This is a genomic window from Nitrospirillum bahiense, from assembly GCF_007828025.1.
GTDB lineage: Bacteria > Pseudomonadota > Alphaproteobacteria > Azospirillales > Azospirillaceae > Nitrospirillum > Nitrospirillum amazonense.
The window spans coordinates 515,543-534,267 of sequence record NZ_VITO01000002.1; the positions used below are offsets into that span (position 1 = coordinate 515,543).

At 67.2% G+C, this 18,725-nt stretch carries 23 protein-coding genes and 1 tRNA gene; 21 read left to right on the forward strand and 3 right to left on the reverse strand.

All coding sequences use genetic code 11. The features are described from left to right. Positions 1–45 precede the first annotated feature (45 nt). From ribD to FBZ88_RS05005, 9 genes are all read left to right on the forward strand, one after another. On the forward strand, positions 46–1,170 hold the full coding sequence (gene ribD, locus FBZ88_RS04965; protein ID WP_246138500.1) for a bifunctional diaminohydroxyphosphoribosylaminopyrimidine deaminase/5-amino-6-(5-phosphoribosylamino)uracil reductase RibD: 1,125 nt from the start codon (positions 46–48) through the stop codon (positions 1,168–1,170). A 77-nt stretch (positions 1,171–1,247) separates the two neighbouring features. After that, a complete protein-coding gene (locus FBZ88_RS04970) occupies positions 1,248–1,883 on the forward strand; it encodes a riboflavin synthase (RefSeq protein ID WP_145615672.1) in 636 nt (211 codons plus the stop codon). Next, on the forward strand, positions 1,883–3,016 hold the full coding sequence (gene ribB, locus FBZ88_RS04975; protein WP_186464206.1) for a 3,4-dihydroxy-2-butanone-4-phosphate synthase: 1,134 nt from the start codon (positions 1,883–1,885) through the stop codon (positions 3,014–3,016). The genes FBZ88_RS04970 and ribB overlap by 1 nt, the downstream gene beginning before the upstream one ends. A gap of 43 nt (positions 3,017–3,059) precedes the next feature. Then, positions 3,060–3,524 (forward strand): 6,7-dimethyl-8-ribityllumazine synthase, encoded by a 465-nt coding sequence (ribH, locus tag FBZ88_RS04980; protein WP_145609424.1) that lies wholly within the window; start codon positions 3,060–3,062, stop codon positions 3,522–3,524. Positions 3,525–3,785: 261 nt separating this feature from the next. Next, positions 3,786–4,343 carry a transcription antitermination factor NusB gene (nusB, locus tag FBZ88_RS04985; protein ID WP_246138501.1) on the forward strand — a complete coding sequence of 186 codons (558 nt, stop codon included), beginning with the start codon at positions 3,786–3,788 and terminating at the stop codon, positions 4,341–4,343. Between the two features lie 34 nt (positions 4,344–4,377). Beyond that, on the forward strand, positions 4,378–5,457 hold the full coding sequence (gene thiL, locus FBZ88_RS04990; RefSeq protein ID WP_145615674.1) for a thiamine-phosphate kinase: 1,080 nt from the start codon (positions 4,378–4,380) through the stop codon (positions 5,455–5,457). A 161-nt stretch (positions 5,458–5,618) separates the two neighbouring features. After that, positions 5,619–6,071, forward strand: a complete 453-nt coding sequence (locus FBZ88_RS04995) for a flagellar basal body-associated FliL family protein (RefSeq protein ID WP_088871458.1) — start codon at positions 5,619–5,621, stop codon at positions 6,069–6,071. Between the two features lie 2 nt (positions 6,072–6,073). Continuing rightward, positions 6,074–6,562, forward strand: a complete 489-nt coding sequence (locus FBZ88_RS05000) for a GNAT family N-acetyltransferase (protein ID WP_145615675.1) — start codon at positions 6,074–6,076, stop codon at positions 6,560–6,562. Positions 6,563–6,697: 135 nt separating this feature from the next. Continuing rightward, the gene (locus FBZ88_RS05005; protein ID WP_145615676.1) at positions 6,698–8,821 is read left to right on the forward strand and encodes a sodium-translocating pyrophosphatase; all 2,124 of its coding nucleotides are present in this window, start codon (positions 6,698–6,700) and stop codon (positions 8,819–8,821) included. A gap of 92 nt (positions 8,822–8,913) precedes the next feature. On the opposite strand, the gene FBZ88_RS05010 is transcribed toward FBZ88_RS05005, so the two are convergent. Then, a complete protein-coding gene (locus FBZ88_RS05010) occupies positions 8,914–9,396 on the reverse strand; it encodes an outer membrane protein assembly factor BamE (protein WP_145615677.1) in 483 nt (160 codons plus the stop codon). A gap of 247 nt (positions 9,397–9,643) precedes the next feature. Between FBZ88_RS05010 and FBZ88_RS05015 the strand changes: the two genes are divergently transcribed. From FBZ88_RS05015 to FBZ88_RS05050, 8 genes are all read left to right on the forward strand, one after another. After that, on the forward strand, positions 9,644–10,204 hold the full coding sequence (locus FBZ88_RS05015) for a ubiquinol-cytochrome C chaperone family protein (RefSeq protein WP_186464207.1): 561 nt from the start codon (positions 9,644–9,646) through the stop codon (positions 10,202–10,204). A gap of 44 nt (positions 10,205–10,248) precedes the next feature. Beyond that, positions 10,249–10,899 carry a YceD family protein gene (locus tag FBZ88_RS05020; RefSeq protein WP_145615679.1) on the forward strand — a complete coding sequence of 217 codons (651 nt, stop codon included), beginning with the start codon at positions 10,249–10,251 and terminating at the stop codon, positions 10,897–10,899. Between the two features lie 238 nt (positions 10,900–11,137). After that, positions 11,138–11,329 carry a 50S ribosomal protein L32 gene (gene rpmF / locus FBZ88_RS05025; protein ID WP_081486680.1) on the forward strand — a complete coding sequence of 64 codons (192 nt, stop codon included), beginning with the start codon at positions 11,138–11,140 and terminating at the stop codon, positions 11,327–11,329. 36 nt (positions 11,330–11,365) lie between these two features. Then, positions 11,366–12,439 carry a phosphate acyltransferase PlsX gene (gene plsX / locus FBZ88_RS05030; RefSeq protein ID WP_088871462.1) on the forward strand — a complete coding sequence of 358 codons (1,074 nt, stop codon included), beginning with the start codon at positions 11,366–11,368 and terminating at the stop codon, positions 12,437–12,439. 29 nt (positions 12,440–12,468) lie between these two features. Continuing rightward, positions 12,469–13,443 carry a beta-ketoacyl-ACP synthase III gene (locus FBZ88_RS05035; RefSeq protein WP_145615680.1) on the forward strand — a complete coding sequence of 325 codons (975 nt, stop codon included), beginning with the start codon at positions 12,469–12,471 and terminating at the stop codon, positions 13,441–13,443. Positions 13,444–13,736: 293 nt separating this feature from the next. Continuing rightward, entirely contained in the window at positions 13,737–14,048 is a 312-nt protein-coding gene (locus FBZ88_RS05040; RefSeq protein WP_040847058.1) for an integration host factor subunit alpha, read from the forward strand. A 48-nt stretch (positions 14,049–14,096) separates the two neighbouring features. Beyond that, positions 14,097–14,864, forward strand: coding sequence for a MerR family transcriptional regulator (locus FBZ88_RS30735; RefSeq protein WP_246138502.1), 768 nt, complete (start codon positions 14,097–14,099; stop codon positions 14,862–14,864). A 345-nt stretch (positions 14,865–15,209) separates the two neighbouring features. After that, a tRNA-Pro gene (locus FBZ88_RS05050) sits at positions 15,210–15,286 on the forward strand. Positions 15,287–15,344: 58 nt separating this feature from the next. Here the strand turns inward: FBZ88_RS05050 and FBZ88_RS05055 are convergent. Further along, entirely contained in the window at positions 15,345–15,677 is a 333-nt protein-coding gene (locus FBZ88_RS05055) for a hypothetical protein (RefSeq protein WP_411861180.1), read from the reverse strand. A 215-nt stretch (positions 15,678–15,892) separates the two neighbouring features. Between FBZ88_RS05055 and cutA the strand changes: the two genes are divergently transcribed. Next, positions 15,893–16,225: a divalent-cation tolerance protein CutA gene (gene cutA, locus FBZ88_RS05060; protein WP_186464209.1), complete on the forward strand. Its 333-nt coding sequence runs from the start codon at positions 15,893–15,895 to the stop codon at positions 16,223–16,225. Between the two features lie 2 nt (positions 16,226–16,227). Here the strand turns inward: cutA and FBZ88_RS05065 are convergent, their stop codons facing one another. After that, the gene (locus tag FBZ88_RS05065; RefSeq protein WP_145615682.1) at positions 16,228–16,686 is read right to left on the reverse strand and encodes a CoA-binding protein; all 459 of its coding nucleotides are present in this window, start codon (positions 16,684–16,686) and stop codon (positions 16,228–16,230) included. Between the two features lie 126 nt (positions 16,687–16,812). Between FBZ88_RS05065 and FBZ88_RS05070 the strand changes: the two genes are divergently transcribed. The 3 genes from FBZ88_RS05070 to rpsI all read left to right on the forward strand — a co-directional run bounded on the left by FBZ88_RS05070 (position 16,813) and on the right by rpsI (position 18,544). Beyond that, positions 16,813–17,310: a PaaI family thioesterase gene (locus FBZ88_RS05070; protein ID WP_145615683.1), complete on the forward strand. Its 498-nt coding sequence runs from the start codon at positions 16,813–16,815 to the stop codon at positions 17,308–17,310. Between the two features lie 286 nt (positions 17,311–17,596). Next, the gene (gene rplM / locus FBZ88_RS05075) at positions 17,597–18,058 is read left to right on the forward strand and encodes a 50S ribosomal protein L13 (protein WP_004273148.1); all 462 of its coding nucleotides are present in this window, start codon (positions 17,597–17,599) and stop codon (positions 18,056–18,058) included. Between the two features lie 3 nt (positions 18,059–18,061). After that, positions 18,062–18,544, forward strand: a complete 483-nt coding sequence (rpsI, locus tag FBZ88_RS05080) for a 30S ribosomal protein S9 (protein ID WP_050898408.1) — start codon at positions 18,062–18,064, stop codon at positions 18,542–18,544. The last annotated feature ends 181 nt before the right edge of the window (positions 18,545–18,725 follow it).

Below are 18,725 nucleotides of genomic sequence, written 5' to 3' on the forward strand. Positions count from 1 at the left end.
CCCGCCTGACGGCCCATCCTATGGACTGAGGAGAGGCCGCTTCCCATGTCCACGATTCCCAGTCAATTCTCCGCTGACGACGTCGCGCACATGCGCGCGGCCCTGTCGCTCGCCTCGCGCGGCTTGGGGCGCTGCTGGCCCAACCCGGCGGTGGGCTGCGTCATCGTCAAGGACGGCCGCGTGGTGGGTCGGGGCTGGACCCAGCCCGGCGGGCGCCCGCATGCCGAGACCGTGGCCCTGGCCCAGGCCGGCAACGCGGCGGAAGGGGCCACCGCTTACGTCACCCTGGAACCCTGCAGCCATGTCGGCAAGACGCCGCCCTGCGCCGACGCGCTGGTGGCGGCCGGCATCAAGCGCGTCGTCGTCGCCATCGGCGATCCCGATCCGCGCGTCTCCGGCCGGGGCATCACCCGCCTGCGCGACGCCGGCATCACCGTGGAATTGGGCCTGCTGGAGGATGAGGCGCGGCTGGTGACGGAGGGCTTCCTGCGCCGCGTCACCGAGGGCCGGCCCATGGTGACCCTGAAGCTGGCCACCACGCTGGACGGCCGCATCGCCACCAAGGCGCATGAAAGCCAGTGGATCACGGGACCCGTCGCCCGCTCCTGGGGGCATGGCCTGCGCAGCACCCACGACGCCATCATGGTGGGCATCGGCACGGCCCTGGCCGATGATCCGGAGCTGACCTGCCGCCTGCCGGGGCTGGAGGACCGATCCCCCATCCGCATCGTGGTGGACAGGCGCCTGCGCTTGCCGCTGACCAGCCGCCTGGTGTGCGACGCCCGCCGCGTGCCGGTGTGGGTGGCGACCCTGGCCGGCGGCGATGCCACCCGCCGTCGCGCCTATCAGGACTGCGGGGTGGACATCATCGAGATTCCGGCCGACGCCGACGGCGTCATGCCGCTGACCGACGTGCTGGCGGCCCTGGGCGGCCGGGGCCTGACCCGGGTGCTGGTGGAGGGCGGGGCGCAGCTGGCCGCCTCCCTCTTCAAGGAAGATCTGGTGGACCGCCTGGAATGGTATCGCGCCGCCAAGGTCATCGGCGGCGATGGCCTGGCCGCGGCCCAGGGCTTCGGAGTGGAGCGGCTGAACGCGGCCCCGCGCTTCACGCTGGTGGACGTGCGTTCCGCCGGCGATGACAAGGCCGAGAGCTATCGCCGCACCGGGTGACCGGTTTGCGGCTTTGCGCAAGAAACGCCGCCATTTTCCACTCGCCAGCCGGGGCTCCCGGGCCTAGTTTGTCGCCCATGTTTACCGGACTCATCACGGATGTCGGGCAGGTCACCGCTGTTGAACGGCGTGGCGATACCCGTTTCACCATCGCCACCGGTTTCGACCTGGACACGGTCGCCATCGGCGCTTCCATCGCCTGCAACGGCGTCTGCCTCACCGTGGTCGAGAAAGGCCACGACGGTGGCCCCGGGGGCGGCCCCGGGGGCGACCAGGGCGGCGGCCGGGGCTGGTTCAAGGTGGACGTGTCCGCCGAGACCCATTCCAAGACCACCACCGGCACCTGGCAGGCCGGCACACCCGTCAACTTGGAGCGGTCCTTGCGCCTGGGCGATGAGCTGGGCGGCCACCTGGTCTACGGCCATGTCGACGGCGTGATCGACATCGTCGATGTGCAGCCGGACGGCGACAGCCAGCGCTGGTGGTTCGACGCGCCGCCGCACCTGGCGCGCTTCATCGCCGCCAAGGGTTCCGTCGCGCTGGACGGCGTGTCGCTGACCGTGAACTCGGTCGAGGGGACGCGCTTCGGCATCAACATCATCCCCCACACCCAGGAAAAGACCACCTTCCAGCACCTGAAGGCTGGCGGCGTGATCAACCTGGAAGTCGACATGCTGGCGCGCTACGTCGCCCGTCTCGCGGAAACGAAATAATGAGCAACACGCCGGTCTCCGTGGCCCTGTCCACCCCTGAGGAACTGATCGAGGAGGCCCGCGCCGGCCGCATGTTCATCCTGGTGGATGACGAGGACCGCGAGAACGAGGGCGACCTGGTCATCCCGGCGGAGTGCTGCGACGCGGCCGCCGTGAACTTCATGGCCCGCCACGGCCGCGGCCTGATCTGCCTGTCCATGGACACGGTCCAGATCAACCGGCTGAACCTGCCGCTGATGTCGCGGGACAACGCGTCGCGCCACCAGACGGCCTTCACCGTGTCGATCGAGGCGCGGGAAGGGGTCACCACCGGTATTTCCGCCCCCGACCGCGCCCGCACCATCGCCGTCGCCATCGCCCCCAACAGTGGTCCGCAGGACATCGCCAGCCCTGGCCACATCTTCCCGCTGGTGGCGCGCGACGGCGGCGTGCTGGTCCGCGCCGGCCATACTGAAGCGGCGGTGGACTTCGCCCGCCTGGCGGGCAAGCTGCCGGCCGGCGTGATCTGCGAGATCATGAACGACGACGGCACCATGGCCCGTCTGCCGGACCTGCTGCCCTTCGCCGCCGAACACGGCCTGAAGATCGGCACCATCGCCGACCTGATCGCCTATCGCCGCCGCACCGAGACGCTGGTGGAGCGCACCTACACCACCGCCATCGAAAGCCGCCACGGCGGCCACTTCACCGTGCACCTCTACAAGAACCGCATCACCGGGGCGGAGCATCTGGCTCTGGTCATGGGCGACGTCGCTGACGGCCGGCCGGTGCTGGCCCGCATGCATGCGCTGGAGGTGGTGCACGACCTGCTGGGTGACGTGCGGCGCCAGGGCGCTGGCGACCTGGACATCGCCATGTCCACCGTGGCGCGTGAGGGGCGGGGCGTCATCGTCGTCATCCGCGACGCGCAACCCTTCTCCCTCTTGGATCGTCTGCGGGCGCTGGACGGCGCCGGCACCCCCGACGGCGGCCAGTTGCGCGACTATGGCGTGGGCGCGCAGATCCTGCTGGATCTGGGGGTCAAGGAACTGCACCTGTTGACCAACAATCCCAAGACCCTGGTGGGGGTCGAGGGCTACGGCCTGACCATCCTCAGCCAGCGCTCCATCCCGCCGCGCCCCCCGGTCGCCTGACACACTGCCGCCTAACCCCCCGGTCGCCTGAAGGAGCCGCCGCTTGGCCGAAGCCCCCCACATCATGATCGTCGAGGCCCGGTTCTACGAGGACATCGGCGAGGAGTTGGTGCGCGGGGCCGTGGCCGAGATCACCCGGGCCGGCGCGACGTACGAGCATTTCCAGGTGCCGGGAACGTTCGAGCTGCCGGCGGCCCTGCAGTACGCCGTGAAGTCTATGGACTTCTACTCCGGCCGCCGCCGCTTCGACGGCTATGTGGCGCTGGGCTGCCTCATCCGGGGCGAGACCACGCACTACGACACCGTGGCCGCCGAATGCGCCCGGGGCCTGAACGAGCTGGTGCTGCGCCATACCCTGGCGCTGGGCTACGGCGTGCTGATGGTGGAGAACCGGGAACAGGCTTGGGCCCGCGCATCGGTGGCGCAGAAGAACCGGGGCGGGGAGGCGGCCCGCGCCTGCCTCGACATGATCGAGTTGAAGCGGCAGTTCAGGTTGAACACGCGTTAATTAGGTGTTCCCTCAGGCGCCGGGCGGCCACATCCGTGGCCTTGGCTTGTCCTCGCTGCGCCCTGCGGTGCTCGCTCCGGCGGACGCGGTCGCGTCCTATAGAGGTAGGTAAAAGCTCGGGGTGCTGGTGTCGCGGCTGGCTGCTTTACGGGCAGGCCGGCTATGCCGGATGATTTTTCGGTTGGCCGGCGGGCCCGGCTGCCGCATCTTTCCCTACTTTCCGATTCCCCTTCCTTCCTGGCGAAAAGCGTTCCCGACATCATGGCTCCCCGCAAAAAGGTCACCACCCCCACGCCCACGCCGGAAGTGAAGCTTCCCACGCCCAAGCGGGCCGGTTCCGCCAAGGCACGGCGCAGCGCCGCCCGCCTGAACGCCGTGCAGGCGCTGTACCAGATCGAGCTGACGGAAAGCTCGCCCGAGGTGATCATCACCGAGTACGCCAATTTCCGCCTGGGCCAGGAACTGGACGGCGACCGCTACGTCTCGGCGGATGGGGAACTGTTCGCCGCCATCGTGCGCGGCGCCACCTCACGCCAGCATGAGATCGACCCGGTGCTGAGCCAGGCGCTGGACCGCCAGCACCTGGATCGGCTGGAACTGCTGCTGCGCGCCATCCTGCGCGCTGGCGCGTGGGAGCTGCTGGCCGGCGGCGACACCGCCGCCCGCATCGTCATCAACGATTACATCGACGTGGCCCACGGCTTCTTCGCCGGCCGGGAACCCGGCATGATCAACGGCGTTCTGGACAAGGTCGCCCGCATCGTCCGCCCGGATGAGCTGGCGTCCCGCGCCACCAGCACTGAGGGCGCCCAGGGCTGACGCCCGCCCCGACCGTGAGAGGTTGACCCAGCGGATGGTGGACACGGGTACCGATCCCTGCGCCCCGGCGCTCGCCGCCGTCGCCAAGCCGGACAAGGCCGCCGACCAGCCGCTGGGGGAGTTCGACCGCATCGCCCGCTATTTCCGTCCGCTGGCCCAGGGCTTTCCCGGGGCGCAGGGCCTGCGCGACGACGCCGCCTATGTCACCGTGCCGCCGGGCAAGGAACTGGTGGTCACCACCGACGCCATGGTGGCCGGCGTTCATTTCTTCCCCGAAGACGCGCCCGGCCTGGTGGCCGGCAAGCTGCTGCGCACCAACCTGTCCGATCTGGCGGCCAAGGGGGCGGAACCCCTGGCCTACAGCCTGGTCACCAGTCTGCCGCGCACCCTGCCGGAGGATTGGCTGGCTGGATTCGCCGGCGGCCTGGCCGCCGACCAGGCGGAATTCGGCATCCACTTGCTGGGGGGGGACAGCACCGTCACCGACGGGCCCATCACCCTGGCCATCAGCGCCCTCGGCCTGATCGACGCCGGCACCGCCGTCCGCCGCGTCGGCGCTGGGCCGGGCGACCTGGTCTTCGTCACGGGCACCATCGGCGACGCCACGCTGGGCCTGGCCCTGGTCCGCCAGCGCAAGGGGCCCGTGCCCGAGGATGACCGCCAGTTCCTGCTGGACCGTTTCTACCGCCCTCGGCCGCGCCTGGGCGTGGGTGCGGTGCTGCGCGCCGGCGCCACCGCGTCGGCCGACGTGTCGGACGGCCTGCTGGCCGATCTGGGGCACATCGTCCGCGAAAGCGGCCTGGTGGCGGTGGTGGAGGCCGGACGCATTCCCCTGTCGCCGCCCGCCCGCCGCATGCTAGCCGGGCATGCGTGCACCATCACCGACCTGGCCACGGGCGGCGAGGATTACGAGGTGGTGTTCACCGTCCCGCCGGCCAAGCGCGCCGCCGTCATGGCGGCCGCGGCCAAGGCCAAGCTGACCATCACCGAGATCGGCAGCCTGCGTCCCCTGGCGGCCGGCGGCGGCTTCACCGACGGCACCGGTCCCGCCCGGCTGGTGGACGCCATGGGCCGGGACATCACCCCCCGCGCCGCCGGCTGGCAGCACTTCTGATCCTGGTCTATTGTGCCAAATGAGGCATCCCCTTTGGGGCAGCCTTGCCCTTGGCTGGGCACGGTTTTTTAACGCCCTGGCGTCAGGATGGCGCCCGAGGGTGGGAACTCCGCCCCGTCGCGGTCTTTTCCCTGAATGCTTGTCCCCCTGGATGCATATCGATGAAGAAAATTCTTTTCCTGGTGGTGGCGCTGCTGGCCCTGATCGGCGCTGGCGTGGGCGGCTACATCTTCCTGGTCCACAAGGACGGTCAGCCCAAGGTGGAGGAGGAAAAGAAGAAGCCCGTGGGCCCGCCGCAGTTCGTGGACATCGGCCCCTTCGTCCTGCCCGTCATGGGCGACAAGCAGATCGAGCAGAACCTGTTGCTGCAGGTGCAGATCCAGGTGGCCAGCGACGAGGCCAAGGACAAGGTCAAGGAACGGCGCTACATCCTGCAGAACGCCTACATCGAGACACTGTACGGCAAGTTGGGCCAGCAGCAGATCAAGGCCGGGCAGGTCATCGACGTGGTGGCGGTGCGCCGCTGGCTGATCGAGGCCACACCCAAGGTGATGGGCGAGGGCGTGGTCGATGACGTGCTGATCCAGGCCGTCAACCAGCACCCGGCCTACTGACGATGGCGGACGTGGTCATCCGCCCCTATCGTCCCGGTGACGAGTCGGGCATCGCCGACCTCATCGTCCCCATCCAGCGGGAAGAGTTCGATATTCCCATCACCTATGCCGAACAACCGGATCTGCGCGATATTCCAGGCTTTTACCAGCAAGGCGCCGGGGAATTCTGGGTGGCGGTGGAGGGGGACCGCATCGTCGGCACCATCGCGCTGAAGGACATCGGCGACGGCGCCGCCGCCTTGCGCAAGATGTTCGTGGCGGCCAGTCACCGGGGCGTGCCACACCGGCTGGCCGCCCGGCTGCTGGCGGTTTTGCTGGCACATGCCAGGGATCGGGCGCTGCGGGCCGTGTATTTGGGCACAACCGCTAAGTTCCTGGCGGCCCATCGCTTTTATGAAAAATCCGGTTTTTCCCAGATTACCCCCGATGAGTTACCCCCATCCTTTCCCCGCATGGCGGTCGATACCCGGTTTTACTTTCTGACCCTTTAGACGCCACCTTGCGGGGCGATTGCTTAAGCCCTGTTTCCATGTCACTTTTTTCAGGCTGAAACGGCGACCGACACCCAGCGTTCAGAATTGGGGCGGCGCCGGCTCTGGGAAACCAGTCTGGGAAAAGGAAACGACATGACAGGAGTGCTTCCCTTCGTGTGGGGGTGCGGCGCCTTGGCCGTGCTCTATGGTCTTTTCACCGCCAGGTCCGTTCTTTCCGCCAGCCCGGGCAACGCCCGCATGCTGGAAATCGCGGCGGCCATCCAAGAGGGGGCGGGGGCGTACCTCAACCGCCAGTACCGCACGATCGCCGTGGTCGGCGTCGTCATCGCCATTCTACTGTACGTCACCCTGAAATGGTACGTGGCCCTGGGCTTCGTCGTGGGCGCCGTGCTGTCGGCGGCGGCGGGTTACATCGGCATGAACGTCTCCGTCCGCGCCAACGTGCGTACGGCGGAAGCGTCGCGCCATGGCCTGGCGGCGGGCCTGTCCATCGCCTTCCGCTCCGGCGCCGTCACCGGCATGCTGGTGGCGGGCCTGGCGCTTCTGGGCGTCTCCGGCTATTTCGGACTGCTTTCCCAACTGGAGATCACGGGGCGGCCGCTGGTCGACGCCCTGGTGGCGTTGGGCTTCGGCGCCTCGCTCATCTCCATCTTCGCGCGCCTGGGTGGCGGCATCTTCACCAAGGGGGCGGACGTGGGCGCCGACCTGGTGGGCAAGGTCGAGGCGGGCATCCCCGAGGATGATCCCCGCAACCCCGCCGTCATCGCCGATAACGTGGGCGACAACGTGGGCGACTGCGCCGGCATGGCGGCCGACCTGTTCGAGACCTATGCCGTCACCACGGTGGCGACCATGGTGCTGGCCTCCATCTTCTTCGCCGGAACCGACCTGCTGGCGCCCTTGATGCTGTACCCGCTGGCCATCGGCGGCGTCTGCATCATCACCTCCATCATCGGGACCTACTTCGTGCGGCTGGGCGCCAGCGGCAACATCATGGGGGCGCTGTACAAGGGCCTGATCGCCACCGGCGTCCTGTCCCTGGTCGGCATCTGGGCCGTCACCTACTGGGTGCTGCCCGACCATCTGCAGACCGCCTTCTCCGTCAACGGCAAGGAGTTCACCGGCCAGACGCTGTACTGCTGCGCCGTCGTGGGCCTGGTTGTCACGGCGCTGATCGTCTGGATCACCGAATACTACACCGGCACCAACTATCGCCCGGTGAAATCGGTGGCGCAAAGCTCCACCACCGGCCACGGCACCAACGTCATCCAGGGCCTGGCCATCTCCATGGAGTCGACGGCCCTGCCGGCCATCGTCATCTGCGCCGCCATCCTGGTGACCTTCCTGATGGCCGGCCTGCTGGGCATCGCCATCGCCGTCACCAGCATGCTGGCCCTGGCCGGCATGATCGTGGCGCTGGACGCCTATGGCCCCGTCACCGACAACGGCGGCGGCATCGCGGAGATGGCGGACCTGCCCGGCGACGTGCGGGTGACCACCGACGCGCTGGACGCCGTGGGCAACACCACCAAGGCTGTGACCAAGGGCTACGCCATCGGTTCCGCCGGCCTGGGCGCCCTGGTGCTGTTCGCCGCCTATAACGAAGACCTGCACTACTTCATGGCCAACCCGACCGACTATCCCTACTTCGCCGACCTGTCGGGCAAGCTGGACTTTGGGTTGGACAACCCCTTCGTCGTCGTGGGCCTGATCCTGGGCGGGCTGCTGCCCTTCCTGTTCGGCGCCATGGGCATGACGGCGGTGGGCCGCGCCGCCGGTTCGGTGGTGGAGGAGGTGCGGCGCCAGTTCCGCGAGAACACCGGCATCATGGCCGGCACGTCCAAGCCGGACTACGGCCAGGCGGTGGATCTGCTGACCCGCGCCGCCATCAAGGAGATGATCATCCCCTCGCTGCTGCCGGTGCTGGCGCCGGTGGTGCTTTACTTCATCATCAACGCCATCGCCGGCAAGGGGGCGGCGTTTTCGGCGGTGGGCGCCATGCTGCTGGGCGTCATCGTCACCGGGCTGTTCGTCGCCATCTCCATGACCTCGGGCGGCGGCGCCTGGGACAACGCCAAGAAGTACATCGAAGAGGGCCACCATGGCGGCAAGGGCTCGGACGCGCACAAGGCGGCCGTGACCGGCGACACCGTGGGCGACCCCTACAAGGACACGGCTGGCCCCGCCGTGAACCCTATGATCAAGATCACCAACATCGTGGCGCTGCTGCTGCTGGCCATCCTGGCCCACGGCTGACGCGCACCATTCGAGTCCCAAGCAAAAACCCCGGGGCGAACGCTCCGGGGTTTTCCTTATTCCGTGAAGGTACGAGCAAGGGGCAGGGCGCCTTAGCCGCCGCCCTTCTTCTTCTTGTCGTCCTTCTTCTTCTCGCGGTTGAGGTTGCCCATCAACTGCTCCAGGAAGGTGACCTCATGGCCGGCCGTCGGGGTCTCGCGATCCTCGGGGCTGATGTCCTGCTGCTGGGTCAGGTCCACGTCGCCGATGGCGCTGACCACGCCTTGATCGTTGAAACTGACCTGCAGTACCCGCTGCTGCACGATATCGGGATCGAAGAAGGCTTCGTTCTCGGTGATGGCGCCGATGTAGTACCAGACGTTGGCGTCCAGCGTGCTGGTGGTGCTGGGCGACCCCAGCGCCTTCTGCACATCTTCCTTGGTGCTGGTCCCCGGATGGACGTCGGCCAGGCGTCGATCTTCCACCAGATTGCCGCGGTTGTTCACCGTGGGAGTGCAGGCCGTCAGCCCGATCCCGAGCAGGCCCACGCCAATCAGGCCGGCGGGAGACAGCAACTTAAGGGTCTTGTTCGGCATGGTCTAAGACGTTAATCCCAAGAACGTTGATCGCGGGTCGGCCCCGTTCCACGATTGAGGCACCGCCCGTCCGTCGCGGGGGGTGCGATAATCCGGAGATTGAGGACCAACCGGCCCGGGTTCCAGGCCATCCCCGTCCGGCGCGGCGTCCCTCGTCGCGCTTGACCGGTGGACGACCACCCCCCATCTGGCCGGTGACAATCGCACCAGCCGCTTTGTCCTGTCAACGAAAGCCGGGTTCCGCGCCGTGATCGCCTTGCTGAAGTCCCTGTTCAGCCGTAACCGCCACCAGGCGGCCGTGTTGCGTCTTTATGCCGGCATTGTCGACCAGGCGCGTCAGCCTGGATTCTACGCTGCGGCGGCAGGCGAGGGGCGCGGCGTGCCCGACACGGTGGAAGGCCGGTTCGAGGTGGTGACGCTGCACGCCTGGCTGGTGATGCGCCGTCTGGCGGCGGAAGGGCCAGATCTTGCAGCCCTCAACCAGGCACTGTTCGACCATATGTTCACCGATCTGGACTTCAGCCTGCGTGAGCTGGGCGCCAGCGAGATGGTGGTGGGCAAGAAGGTCAAGGACCTGGGCACGCATTTCTATGGCCGGGCCGATGCCTACGAATCGGGCTTGAAAGGCGGGGTGGGGGAGCTGGAAGCGGCGCTGGACCGCAACCTCTTCGGCTCCACCCTGCCGGATGGACCGGAGGTGGCGGCCATGGCCACCTATGTCCGAGCCTGCGCCGACCGGCTGGGCACCCTGCCGGCGGCCAACCTACTGGCGCGCGGGCCCGCCTTCGCCCCCGCGCCAGTGTTTTGACTTCTTAGACTGTTTTGACTTCTTAGAGTGTGGAGTTGCGCGTCATGGCCGACATGGCCCCTGAATTTTCCCGACCCGTCATCGCCGACAAGGTGTCCGCCCGCGAGAGCGTGGAGAAGATTACGGCCACCCCGGCGGAGCGCGCCGCCCTGGCCAAGCGCCTGGATCTCGTGTCGCTGGACAGCCTGACGGCCCTGGTGCGCCTGCGCCGCATCCGGGGGGGCCAGATGGTGCGCGTCACCGGCGAGTTGGAGGCCGAGGTGGTGCAAAGCTGCGTGGTGACGCTTGAGCCGCTGCCGGCCCAGGTGCGCGACACCTTCCAGGCCCTGTTCGCCCCGGCCCATCTGGTGCCCAAGGACGAGGACGAGCTGGATAACCTGGGCCTAGACGACGAGGCCGACCCGCCCGAGCCGATCGAGAACGGCCGCATCGACATCGGCGAGCTGGTGGCCCAGCACCTGTCGCTGGCCCTCGACCCCTATCCCCGCAAGGCGGATGCCGAGCGCTTCGTGCATGTGGAGGATTGGGAGGGCGAGGGCGAATTCCCCGACGCGCCCAACGAGCCGCCGCCGGATATGGACGGTGGCGAGGACGTGGAGTCGCCCGCCAGTGGCATGCCGCCCGCCCAGGACGCCGACGGTGGAGAGAAGCCGAATCCCTTTGCCGCCCTTGCGAAGCTGCGGCCCAAGACTTAATTTGGTCTTTGGCCCTTGCCCTTGCCGGGGATTTCGAGTACTTAAGGCGCCCTGTTTGATCCGGTCCAGGGTTGGGCCGGGTTCGTTGTCGTTTGACCCCGTATCGTTTTCCGCAAGCCCGTCCCTAGTAAATTGGGGGTGGGAAAAGGATGACGGTTTCGCTAAAGCATGGGGCCTGACGATGGTTAGCAAGACGGCACATGAGTGGTCGTCTTAATCGAGTAGAGAGTAGACGATCATGGCCGTTCCTAAGAAAAAGACCTCCCAGTCTCGCCGCAACATGCGCCGTTCGCACCACGCCATCAGCGCCGGTGCGCACCACGAGTGCAGCAACTGCGGTGAGCTGACCCGCCCGCACCACGTCTGTGGCTCCTGCGGCCACTACGACGGCCGTGAGGTCGTCGTCGACACTGCTACCGCTGCCGCCTGATCCGGTTCGCACGGTGCTTGAGGAGGTCGCCGTCCGGTGAGCACACGCCTGCGAATCGCCCTGGATGCGATGGGCGGCGATCATGCCCCGGACATGGTGGTGGACGGCGCGGATATCGCGCGCGAACGCTGCCCCAATGTCGATTTCCTGTTCGTCGGTGACGAGCAGCGCATCAATGCGCTGCTCGATGCCCGGCCGGCACTGAAGGCGATCTCCCAGGTTCGCCATACAGCTGACGTTGTGGCCATGGACGCGAAACCGTCCGTGGCCCTTCGTTCTGGGCGCGGCTCCAGCATGCGTCTGGCCATCGACGCCGTGGCGTCGGGGGAGGCGGCCAGCGTCGTCTCCGCCGGCAACACCGGCGCGCTCATGGCCATGGCCAAGTTCGTGCTGAAGACCCTGCCGGGGATCGACCGGCCGGCCATCGCGTCCATGCTGCCCACCATGCGGGGCGACTGCGTGATGCTGGATCTGGGCGCCAATCTGGAATGCGACGCCGACAATCTGGTGCAGTTCGCGGTGCTGGGCACCGTGTTCGCCCAGACGGTGCTGGGCCTGCTGGAACCCACCATCGGCCTGCTGAACGTGGGATCGGAGGAGCAGAAGGGCCATGAGGCCATTCGCACCGCCGCTTCCGCCCTGCGCGCCACGCCGCTGGCCCGCAACTTCCACGGTTTCGTGGAAGGCACCGACATCGCCGCCGGCACGGTGGACGTGGTCGTGACCGATGGGTTCACCGGCAACGTCGCCCTGAAGACGGCCGAGGGCACCGGCAAGCTGTTCGGCGAATTCCTGCGCCGCACCTTCCAATCCTCCCTGCTGGCCAAGCTGGGCTATCTGCTGGCCCGCACCGCGTTCAACAAGCTGCGCCAGCGCATGGATCCCCGCCGCTACAACGGTGCGATGTTCCTGGGTCTGCAAGGCGTGTGCGTGAAAAGCCACGGCGGCACCGACGGGCTGGGCTTCGCCAACGCCATCTGCGTGGCGGTGGACCTGGTCCAGCACGGCTTCAACGAGAAAATCCGCAAGGAGCTGGCCCTGCTGCAGGAAAGCCTGCAGGCGGCGTCCGCCGCCGCTTCCGGTTCCGACCCCCAGGCCGTCGCCCAGTGACGGCCCATCCCCTGATGGCTGGTTGAACGATGGTAATGCGCTCCGTGATCGTGGGCTGCGGCTCTTACCTGCCCGCCCGCGTCGTGACCAACGACGACCTGGCCAAGATGGTCGATACCTCGGATGAGTGGATCACCCAGCGCACCGGCATCCGCAGCCGCCACATCGCCGCCGAAGGCGAGATGACATCCGACCTGGCGCTGGCCGCCGCCAGGGCCGCCCTGGCCCACGGCAACGTCGCGGTGGATGAGCTGGACCTGATCGTCCTGGCCACCGCCACCCCCGACCAGACCTTCCCCGCCACCGCCGCCAAGGTGCAGGCCGCCTTGGGCATGACCCGGGGCGCCGCCTTCGATGTACAGGCGGTCTGCTCCGGCTTCATCTACGCCCTGTCGGTGGCCGACAACTTCATCAAGGCTGGCCAGGCGCGCACGGTGCTGGTGATCGGCGCCGAAACCTTCTCGCGCATCCTGGACTGGAACGACCGCGCCACCTGCGTGCTGTTCGGCGACGGCGCCGGCGCCGTGGTGCTGCGCGCCGAGGAAGGCGAGGGCACGGCCGCCGACCGCGGCATCCTGTCCACCCACCTGCATTCCGATGGCCGCCATCACGACCTGCTGTATGTCGACGGCGGTCCGTCCTCCACCCAGACCGTGGGCCATGTGCGCATGGCGGGGCAGGAGGTGTTCAAGCACGCCGTGGTCAACCTGGCCGAGGTGGTGGGCGAGGCGCTGGAGGCCAACGGCCTGACGCCCGCCGACCTGAACTGGCTGGTGCCCCACCAGGCCAACCGCCGCATCATCGAGAACACCGGCCGCAAGCTGAAGATGGATCCCGCCCGGGTGGTGATGACCGTGGACCACCACGGCAACACCTCGGCCGCGTCCATCCCCCTGGCCCTGTGCGAAGCCGTGGCCGATGGTCGCATCCAGCGGGGCGAGCTAGTCCTCCTGGAGGCCATGGGCGGCGGTTTCACCTGGGGCGCCGCGCTGGTTCGCTTCTAGGCCAGGCCGCACATCGGTGGACTTACGCCAGCCGGCAAATCCGCTCACCCAAATCCGCTTACCGACGTATTCAAGGGGCGTTCCGCCGGGGCGCCCCTTCGCCATTGCGGTGACGGCCCTCCCGCTTTCGCGGCGCACCATTCTTGGGTGCTCTGCAACAGCCGTTTCGCCCTGACGGATGGTCTAGCCAAATCTGACAAAACTTTGGCAAACCTTTGGAATTGACGGCTTTCCCGGCTGGCATTACCGTTCCCGCAGTTGGCGAAGGGGCCACTGGTTGAGGGAGGGCACCCATGGGAGATCACACCGTCACGCGCGCTCAGTTGAGCGAGGCCGTCTACCAAGAGGTGGGGCTGTCGCGGAATGAGTCCGCCGATCTGGTGGAAAGCGTGCTGGATGAGATCGCCTCCGCCTTGGGGCGGGGGGAAATGGTCAAGATTTCCTCCTTCGGGAGCTTCTCCGTACGGTCCAAGGGCGAGCGCATCGGCCGCAACCCCAAGACGGGTGAAGAGGTGCCGATCCTGCCCCGCCGCGTCCTGGTGTTCCGCGCCAGCCATGTGCTGAAGAACCGCATCAACGAAGTCCTGTCGGCCAACGAGCACTAAGCCATGTCCGGCATGCCCGCGCCTGAGCCCCGGATACCGGCTGAAGACATGTCGGCTGATGATGTCGAGACCGGGGACGATCTCGTCGCGCCCGACATGACGGACGCGGGCGACGGGGCGGGGGCGGACACGGGCACCGAATCCGACACCCTGGACGAGGTGGGCCCGGATGACGCGGCAAACGAGACGCCGGTGGCTGATCGCGGCCGCGCGGGGGCCAAATCGCCCACTGCTTTCCGTACCATCAGCGAGGTGTCGGCGGAGTTGGATGTGCCGCAGCATGTGCTGCGCTTCTGGGAAACCAAGTTCCCCCACATCCGTCCGCTGAAACGCGGCGGCGGCCGGCGCTACTATCGCCCGGACGATGTGGAACTGCTGCGACGCATCCAGGTGCTGCTCTATAAGGAAGGGTACACCATCAAGGGCGTGCAGCGTCTGCTGCGCACCGGCGGTGGTCGCACGTTGCCCCCTAATGGCCCCATCAGCGAGTCCGCCGGCGGCGCTGAAGAGGCCGCTGAGCCTGCGGATGAGAGCTGGGTCGAACCGGCACCGCCATCCCCGCCGCCCGCGCCCCGCGCGCAGCCGGAGGAGAAGCTGCGCATTATCGGCCTGTTCGACCACGATCCCGAGGCGGATCCTGAATGGTCGCGCACGCCGCCATCCACGCCGGAGCCTGCGGCCCCCCGCGCCCATGAGCCGCGCCGGATCCCCACGGAAAAGGTGGAGAAGGGCCTGTCTGCCCCCAAGCGTGAGGCGCTGGGCCAGGTGCTGGCGGACCTGGAAGAGATTCGCGACTTGCTACGCCGCGTGCTGTAAGCGCTCCCCCCCACTTCTACATGCGACTCCCGTATCGGTCCCGTCTTGGCGGTATCGCCCAGGTGGCTGTTCCTGCCCGTCGTCCGGCGCCCGGCGCGAGCGGGATGACGAACAGCATCGTCAAGCCGGCCCGGGAAAGATGATCCACTGTGCGTCCCGAACCCGTTTTGGTGGTCCTGTGCTTTTGGATCGTGCTAAAGTGAGTCGATAACCAATTGATCTAAAAAGAAAAATTAAGAAAATTCATTTTTTTGACGTTTAGGCATCCAACGCCGTTGCATCTGGTGAATCTCGTGGCTATAGTCCGCGCCCGAACCGCAGCCCACTGCGGTTCACTCGAGAGGTCGGAGCGTAGCGCAGCCTGGTAGCGCATCAGACTGGGGGTCTGGGGGTCGCAGGTTCGAATCCTGTCGCTCCGACCATCTCTCGATACCATGAAGACGGCGCCGGTCCCGTTAAGGGCCAGGCGCCGTTTCCATTTCAGGCGCTTGTTTCCCCTGTGGCCACCAGTCCGTCCGCCTTCCTGCGCGCCGGGGCCCTGCCGCACACGGCGCGGCCGGCGTCCGTCAGGCGGCAGACCAGCCAGTCGGGCTTCAGCGGGTTGCTGAACCAGGGGGTGGCCCAGCCGGCCTCCAGGCAGGCCTTCACCGTGGCGGCGGTCACCTTGCTGCCGTCCGCCCAGAACAGGGGCAGCTTGCCGCCGGCCTGGTCCAGGCCGCGCCGCAGCCAGCGTTTCTGCACGGGCGTGGGAAGAGGCGGCGGCGGGGCCTCGTGCATGGGTGTTTCAGGAACAGCTGCCTTGCCGCGCGCCATGCCCAGTCTCCCCCGTCAATTGGGTGCCGTCGTCCACCGGTCCATTCAATCGGCCCATTTGGAATCGCCACGCCCTTTGGGCCATGGCGCGGGGCCTGCCGGTATCTTACGCTGACGGGACCGGGCGTCAAACGGCCCCCTGCGTCAGGTGCTTGCGGCACCGGACCGCTGGCGGCGGCGTCCAGGCGGAATATCTTCGAACCGAGAGGTGGGTGATGGCGGCGTTCCTGGTCTATATGACGGCGGCCTCGCGGGAGGAGGCGGAGACCATCGGCCGGGCATTGGTGGAGGAGCGGCTGGCCGCCTGCGTCAACATCCTGGGTGCCAGCCAATCCATCTATCGCTGGAAGGAGGGGGTGGAGACGGCGGCGGAGGTGGCTTTCATCGCCAAGACCCGCGCCGACCGGTTCGAGGCGCTGACCAAGCGGGTCAAGGCCCTGCACAGCTACGACACGCCCTGCATCGTCGCCCTGCCGGTGGTGTCGGGCAACCCGGGCTTCCTGGAATGGATCGCCGCCTCGGCGGCGCCCGACGCCAGCGACGAATAGGGTCAGTCGCTCCCCGGGAATTCCCGATCAGGCAAGCCGCCGGGGAACAGGCGGGGCAGATCGATCTTGGGGCAGCGGTCCTGGATGACCGTGGCGCCCAGGGCCCGCGCCTGGGCGGCCGATTCCTCATGGCTCACCCCCAGCGGCATCCAGATATAGGGAATGCCCCGCTGCGCCGCTTCCACCACGAAGGGGGCGATGGCCGGGGCGGCGCGGAAGATCTCGACGAAGTCCACGCCGTCGGGCAGATCGGCCAGGGTGGCCACCACCGGTTCCCCCAGGATGGTGGTGCCGACGTGGGCCGGGTGCACCGGGATGATCTTGTAGCCGTATTCCTGCTGCATGAAGGCCGGTACGTAGTGCGAGGGTTTGGCCGGGTCGGGCGATATGCCGACGATGGCCACCGTCTTCGTCTTCAGGAAGACCTCACGCAGCACGTCGTCGGTGATCTTCTCGCTCATGGCTTGCAGTTCCTTATGCGATAGGGCGCCCATGGGCAGTGGGCAGTGGGCTGGTGGGGAGTGGGCAGGGCGCCTGGGGACGGGTATACCGGACACCATAAATGGGATGAGGGGAGGAGTTTGGGAATGACGGATGAGATGGACATGGCGGCAGATACGCCGGCGTCCGACACCAAGCCGGACGACAAGCTGGCGGCCATGGGCAAGGCGCCCGTCTTCACGCCGGCGGATTTCGACCGCTTGCTGGAAAAGGGATTGCCCCAGGCCCATCGCGCCGGCATCCGGACGAAGGAGATGGGGCACGGCACCATCACCCTGACCATGCCGGTGTCGGAGGACTTCCTGAGGCCGGGCGGCACCGTCTCCGGCCCCACCATGTTCGCGCTGGCCGATGTGGCGCTCTATGGCGCGGTGCTCAGCATGGCGGGACACATCGTGCTGGCCGTCACCAGCAACATGAACATCACCTTCCTGCGCCGCCCGCCGGCCAAGCCACTGCTGGCCTACGCCCGCATCGTGCGCATGGGCCGGAACCTGGCTTATGGCGAGGTCACCATCCATTCCGAGGGCGAGGACGACCCCGTGGCGCACGCGACGGGCACCTATGCGATTCCGCGGGGCTGAGGGGCGCAGCGGGCGGGCCGCCCGGGACGGTTCCGCCAATGTCCTGGATTCATTGGGGAAAACGGAAACGGCGCCGTTTCGGCGGTCTTAAAAATATCAATAAAATCAATACGTTTGAGTTATTGGTATTATGATACCGCAGCGGTAAGCATTTGATGGATGGTGTCTTTTTCCCGTTGACACTCGACCGTCACCAACATAAAAACCGCCCACTTCGGTGCCGGTCCCAGGAGCGGTGCCCCTGGGGCCCATTTGGGCCCGGACCTCATTTTGAGTGAGTGCGCGGATGAAAACCTTGTCTCTCAAGCCGTCTGAGATCGAGAAGAAGTGGCTTCTCATCGACGCCGACGGCCTCGTGCTGGGCCGCCTGGCCAGCATCATCTCCATGCGCCTGCGCGGCAAGCACAAGCCGACCTACACCCCCCACATGGATTGCGGTGACAACGTCATCGTCATCAATGCGGAGAAGGTGAAGCTGACCGGCAACAAGCGCAGCGACGAAATCTTCTACTGGCACACCGGTTACGCTGGCGGCATCAAGCAGCGCAGCCTGGGCCAGATCCTGGACGGCAAGTACCCCGAGCGGGTCATCGAGAAGGCCGTCGAGCGCATGATCACCCGCGGTCCGCTGGGCCGTCGCCAGATGGGTAACCTGCGCGTTTACAAGGGGCCGACGCATCCTCACGAAGCGCAGAACCCCGAGGTGCTGGACGTCGGCGCCCTGAATCCCAAGAACAAGGGGGCCTAATCCATGGCTCAGACCATCAACAGCCTGGCTGACCTGAAGCAGGGCGCCGCCGTCGTGACGACCGAGGCCGCCGAACCGGCTCAGCCGAAGATCGACGCCCAGGGCCGTTCCTACGCCACCGGCAAGCGCAAGGACGCGGTCGCCCGCGTCTGGATTAAGCCGGGCAAGGGCCAGGTCACGGTCAACGGCCGTGACATCACCGTCTACTTCGCCCGCCCCGTGCTGCGCATGATGATCAACCAGCCGTTCCAGATCGTCGGCCGGGTTGAGCAGTACGACGTGGTGTGCACCGTGTCCGGCGGCGGCCTGTCCGGCCAGGCCGGCGCCCTGCGCCACGGCATCTCCAAGGCCCTGACCTACTTCGAGCCGGCCCTGCGCCCGCCGCTGAAGGTCGCCGGCCTGCTGACCCGCGATCCGCGCGTGGTCGAGCGTAAGAAGTACGGTAAGGCCAAGGCCCGTCGTAGCTTCCAGTTCTCCAAGCGCTGATCCCTCAGCAGCCTGGATTACCGAGGAAAGGCGTCTTCCCCCCGGGGAAGGCGCCTTTTCCTTTTGGTGTTTCGCGCATTCGTGCGAGAAGGCTCTACAAAAATGCCACCAAGTGGACCTTGCGCATCAGGTGGGCCCCGGCCCACCGTCGTGGGGTCATGGGTCCATTTCAGGCCAGACA

What these genes read in the sequence shown, in the direction of transcription:
- nusB (WP_246138501.1), top strand. Translation starts at nt 3,786, where the DNA reads ATGGCTCCCCGCAAAAAGGTCACCACCCCCACGCCCACGCCGGAAGTG.
- FBZ88_RS05065 (WP_145615682.1), bottom strand. Translation starts at nt 16,686, where the DNA reads ATGAGCGAGAAGATCACCGACGACGTGCTGCGTGAGGTCTTCCTGAAG.
- FBZ88_RS05010 (WP_145615677.1), bottom strand. Translation starts at nt 9,396, where the DNA reads ATGCCGAACAAGACCCTTAAGTTGCTGTCTCCCGCCGGCCTGATTGGC.
- FBZ88_RS04995 (WP_088871458.1), top strand. Translation starts at nt 5,619, where the DNA reads ATGAAGAAAATTCTTTTCCTGGTGGTGGCGCTGCTGGCCCTGATCGGC.
- FBZ88_RS05005 (WP_145615676.1), top strand. Translation starts at nt 6,698, where the DNA reads ATGACAGGAGTGCTTCCCTTCGTGTGGGGGTGCGGCGCCTTGGCCGTG.
- ribB (WP_186464206.1), top strand. Translation starts at nt 1,883, where the DNA reads ATGAGCAACACGCCGGTCTCCGTGGCCCTGTCCACCCCTGAGGAACTG.
- ribD (WP_246138500.1), top strand. Translation starts at nt 46, where the DNA reads ATGTCCACGATTCCCAGTCAATTCTCCGCTGACGACGTCGCGCACATG.
- FBZ88_RS05035 (WP_145615680.1), top strand. Translation starts at nt 12,469, where the DNA reads ATGGTAATGCGCTCCGTGATCGTGGGCTGCGGCTCTTACCTGCCCGCC.
- cutA (WP_186464209.1), top strand. Translation starts at nt 15,893, where the DNA reads ATGGCGGCGTTCCTGGTCTATATGACGGCGGCCTCGCGGGAGGAGGCG.
- FBZ88_RS05055 (WP_411861180.1), bottom strand. Translation starts at nt 15,677, where the DNA reads ATGGCGCGCGGCAAGGCAGCTGTTCCTGAAACACCCATGCACGAGGCC.
- rpmF (WP_081486680.1), top strand. Translation starts at nt 11,138, where the DNA reads ATGGCCGTTCCTAAGAAAAAGACCTCCCAGTCTCGCCGCAACATGCGC.
- FBZ88_RS05040 (WP_040847058.1), top strand. Translation starts at nt 13,737, where the DNA reads ATGGGAGATCACACCGTCACGCGCGCTCAGTTGAGCGAGGCCGTCTAC.
- FBZ88_RS04970 (WP_145615672.1), top strand. Translation starts at nt 1,248, where the DNA reads ATGTTTACCGGACTCATCACGGATGTCGGGCAGGTCACCGCTGTTGAA.
- FBZ88_RS30735 (WP_246138502.1), top strand. Translation starts at nt 14,097, where the DNA reads ATGTCGGCTGATGATGTCGAGACCGGGGACGATCTCGTCGCGCCCGAC.
- rplM (WP_004273148.1), top strand. Translation starts at nt 17,597, where the DNA reads ATGAAAACCTTGTCTCTCAAGCCGTCTGAGATCGAGAAGAAGTGGCTT.
- rpsI (WP_050898408.1), top strand. Translation starts at nt 18,062, where the DNA reads ATGGCTCAGACCATCAACAGCCTGGCTGACCTGAAGCAGGGCGCCGCC.
- thiL (WP_145615674.1), top strand. Translation starts at nt 4,378, where the DNA reads ATGGTGGACACGGGTACCGATCCCTGCGCCCCGGCGCTCGCCGCCGTC.
- FBZ88_RS05070 (WP_145615683.1), top strand. Translation starts at nt 16,813, where the DNA reads ATGACGGATGAGATGGACATGGCGGCAGATACGCCGGCGTCCGACACC.
- FBZ88_RS05020 (WP_145615679.1), top strand. Translation starts at nt 10,249, where the DNA reads ATGGCCGACATGGCCCCTGAATTTTCCCGACCCGTCATCGCCGACAAG.
- FBZ88_RS05000 (WP_145615675.1), top strand. Translation starts at nt 6,074, where the DNA reads ATGGCGGACGTGGTCATCCGCCCCTATCGTCCCGGTGACGAGTCGGGC.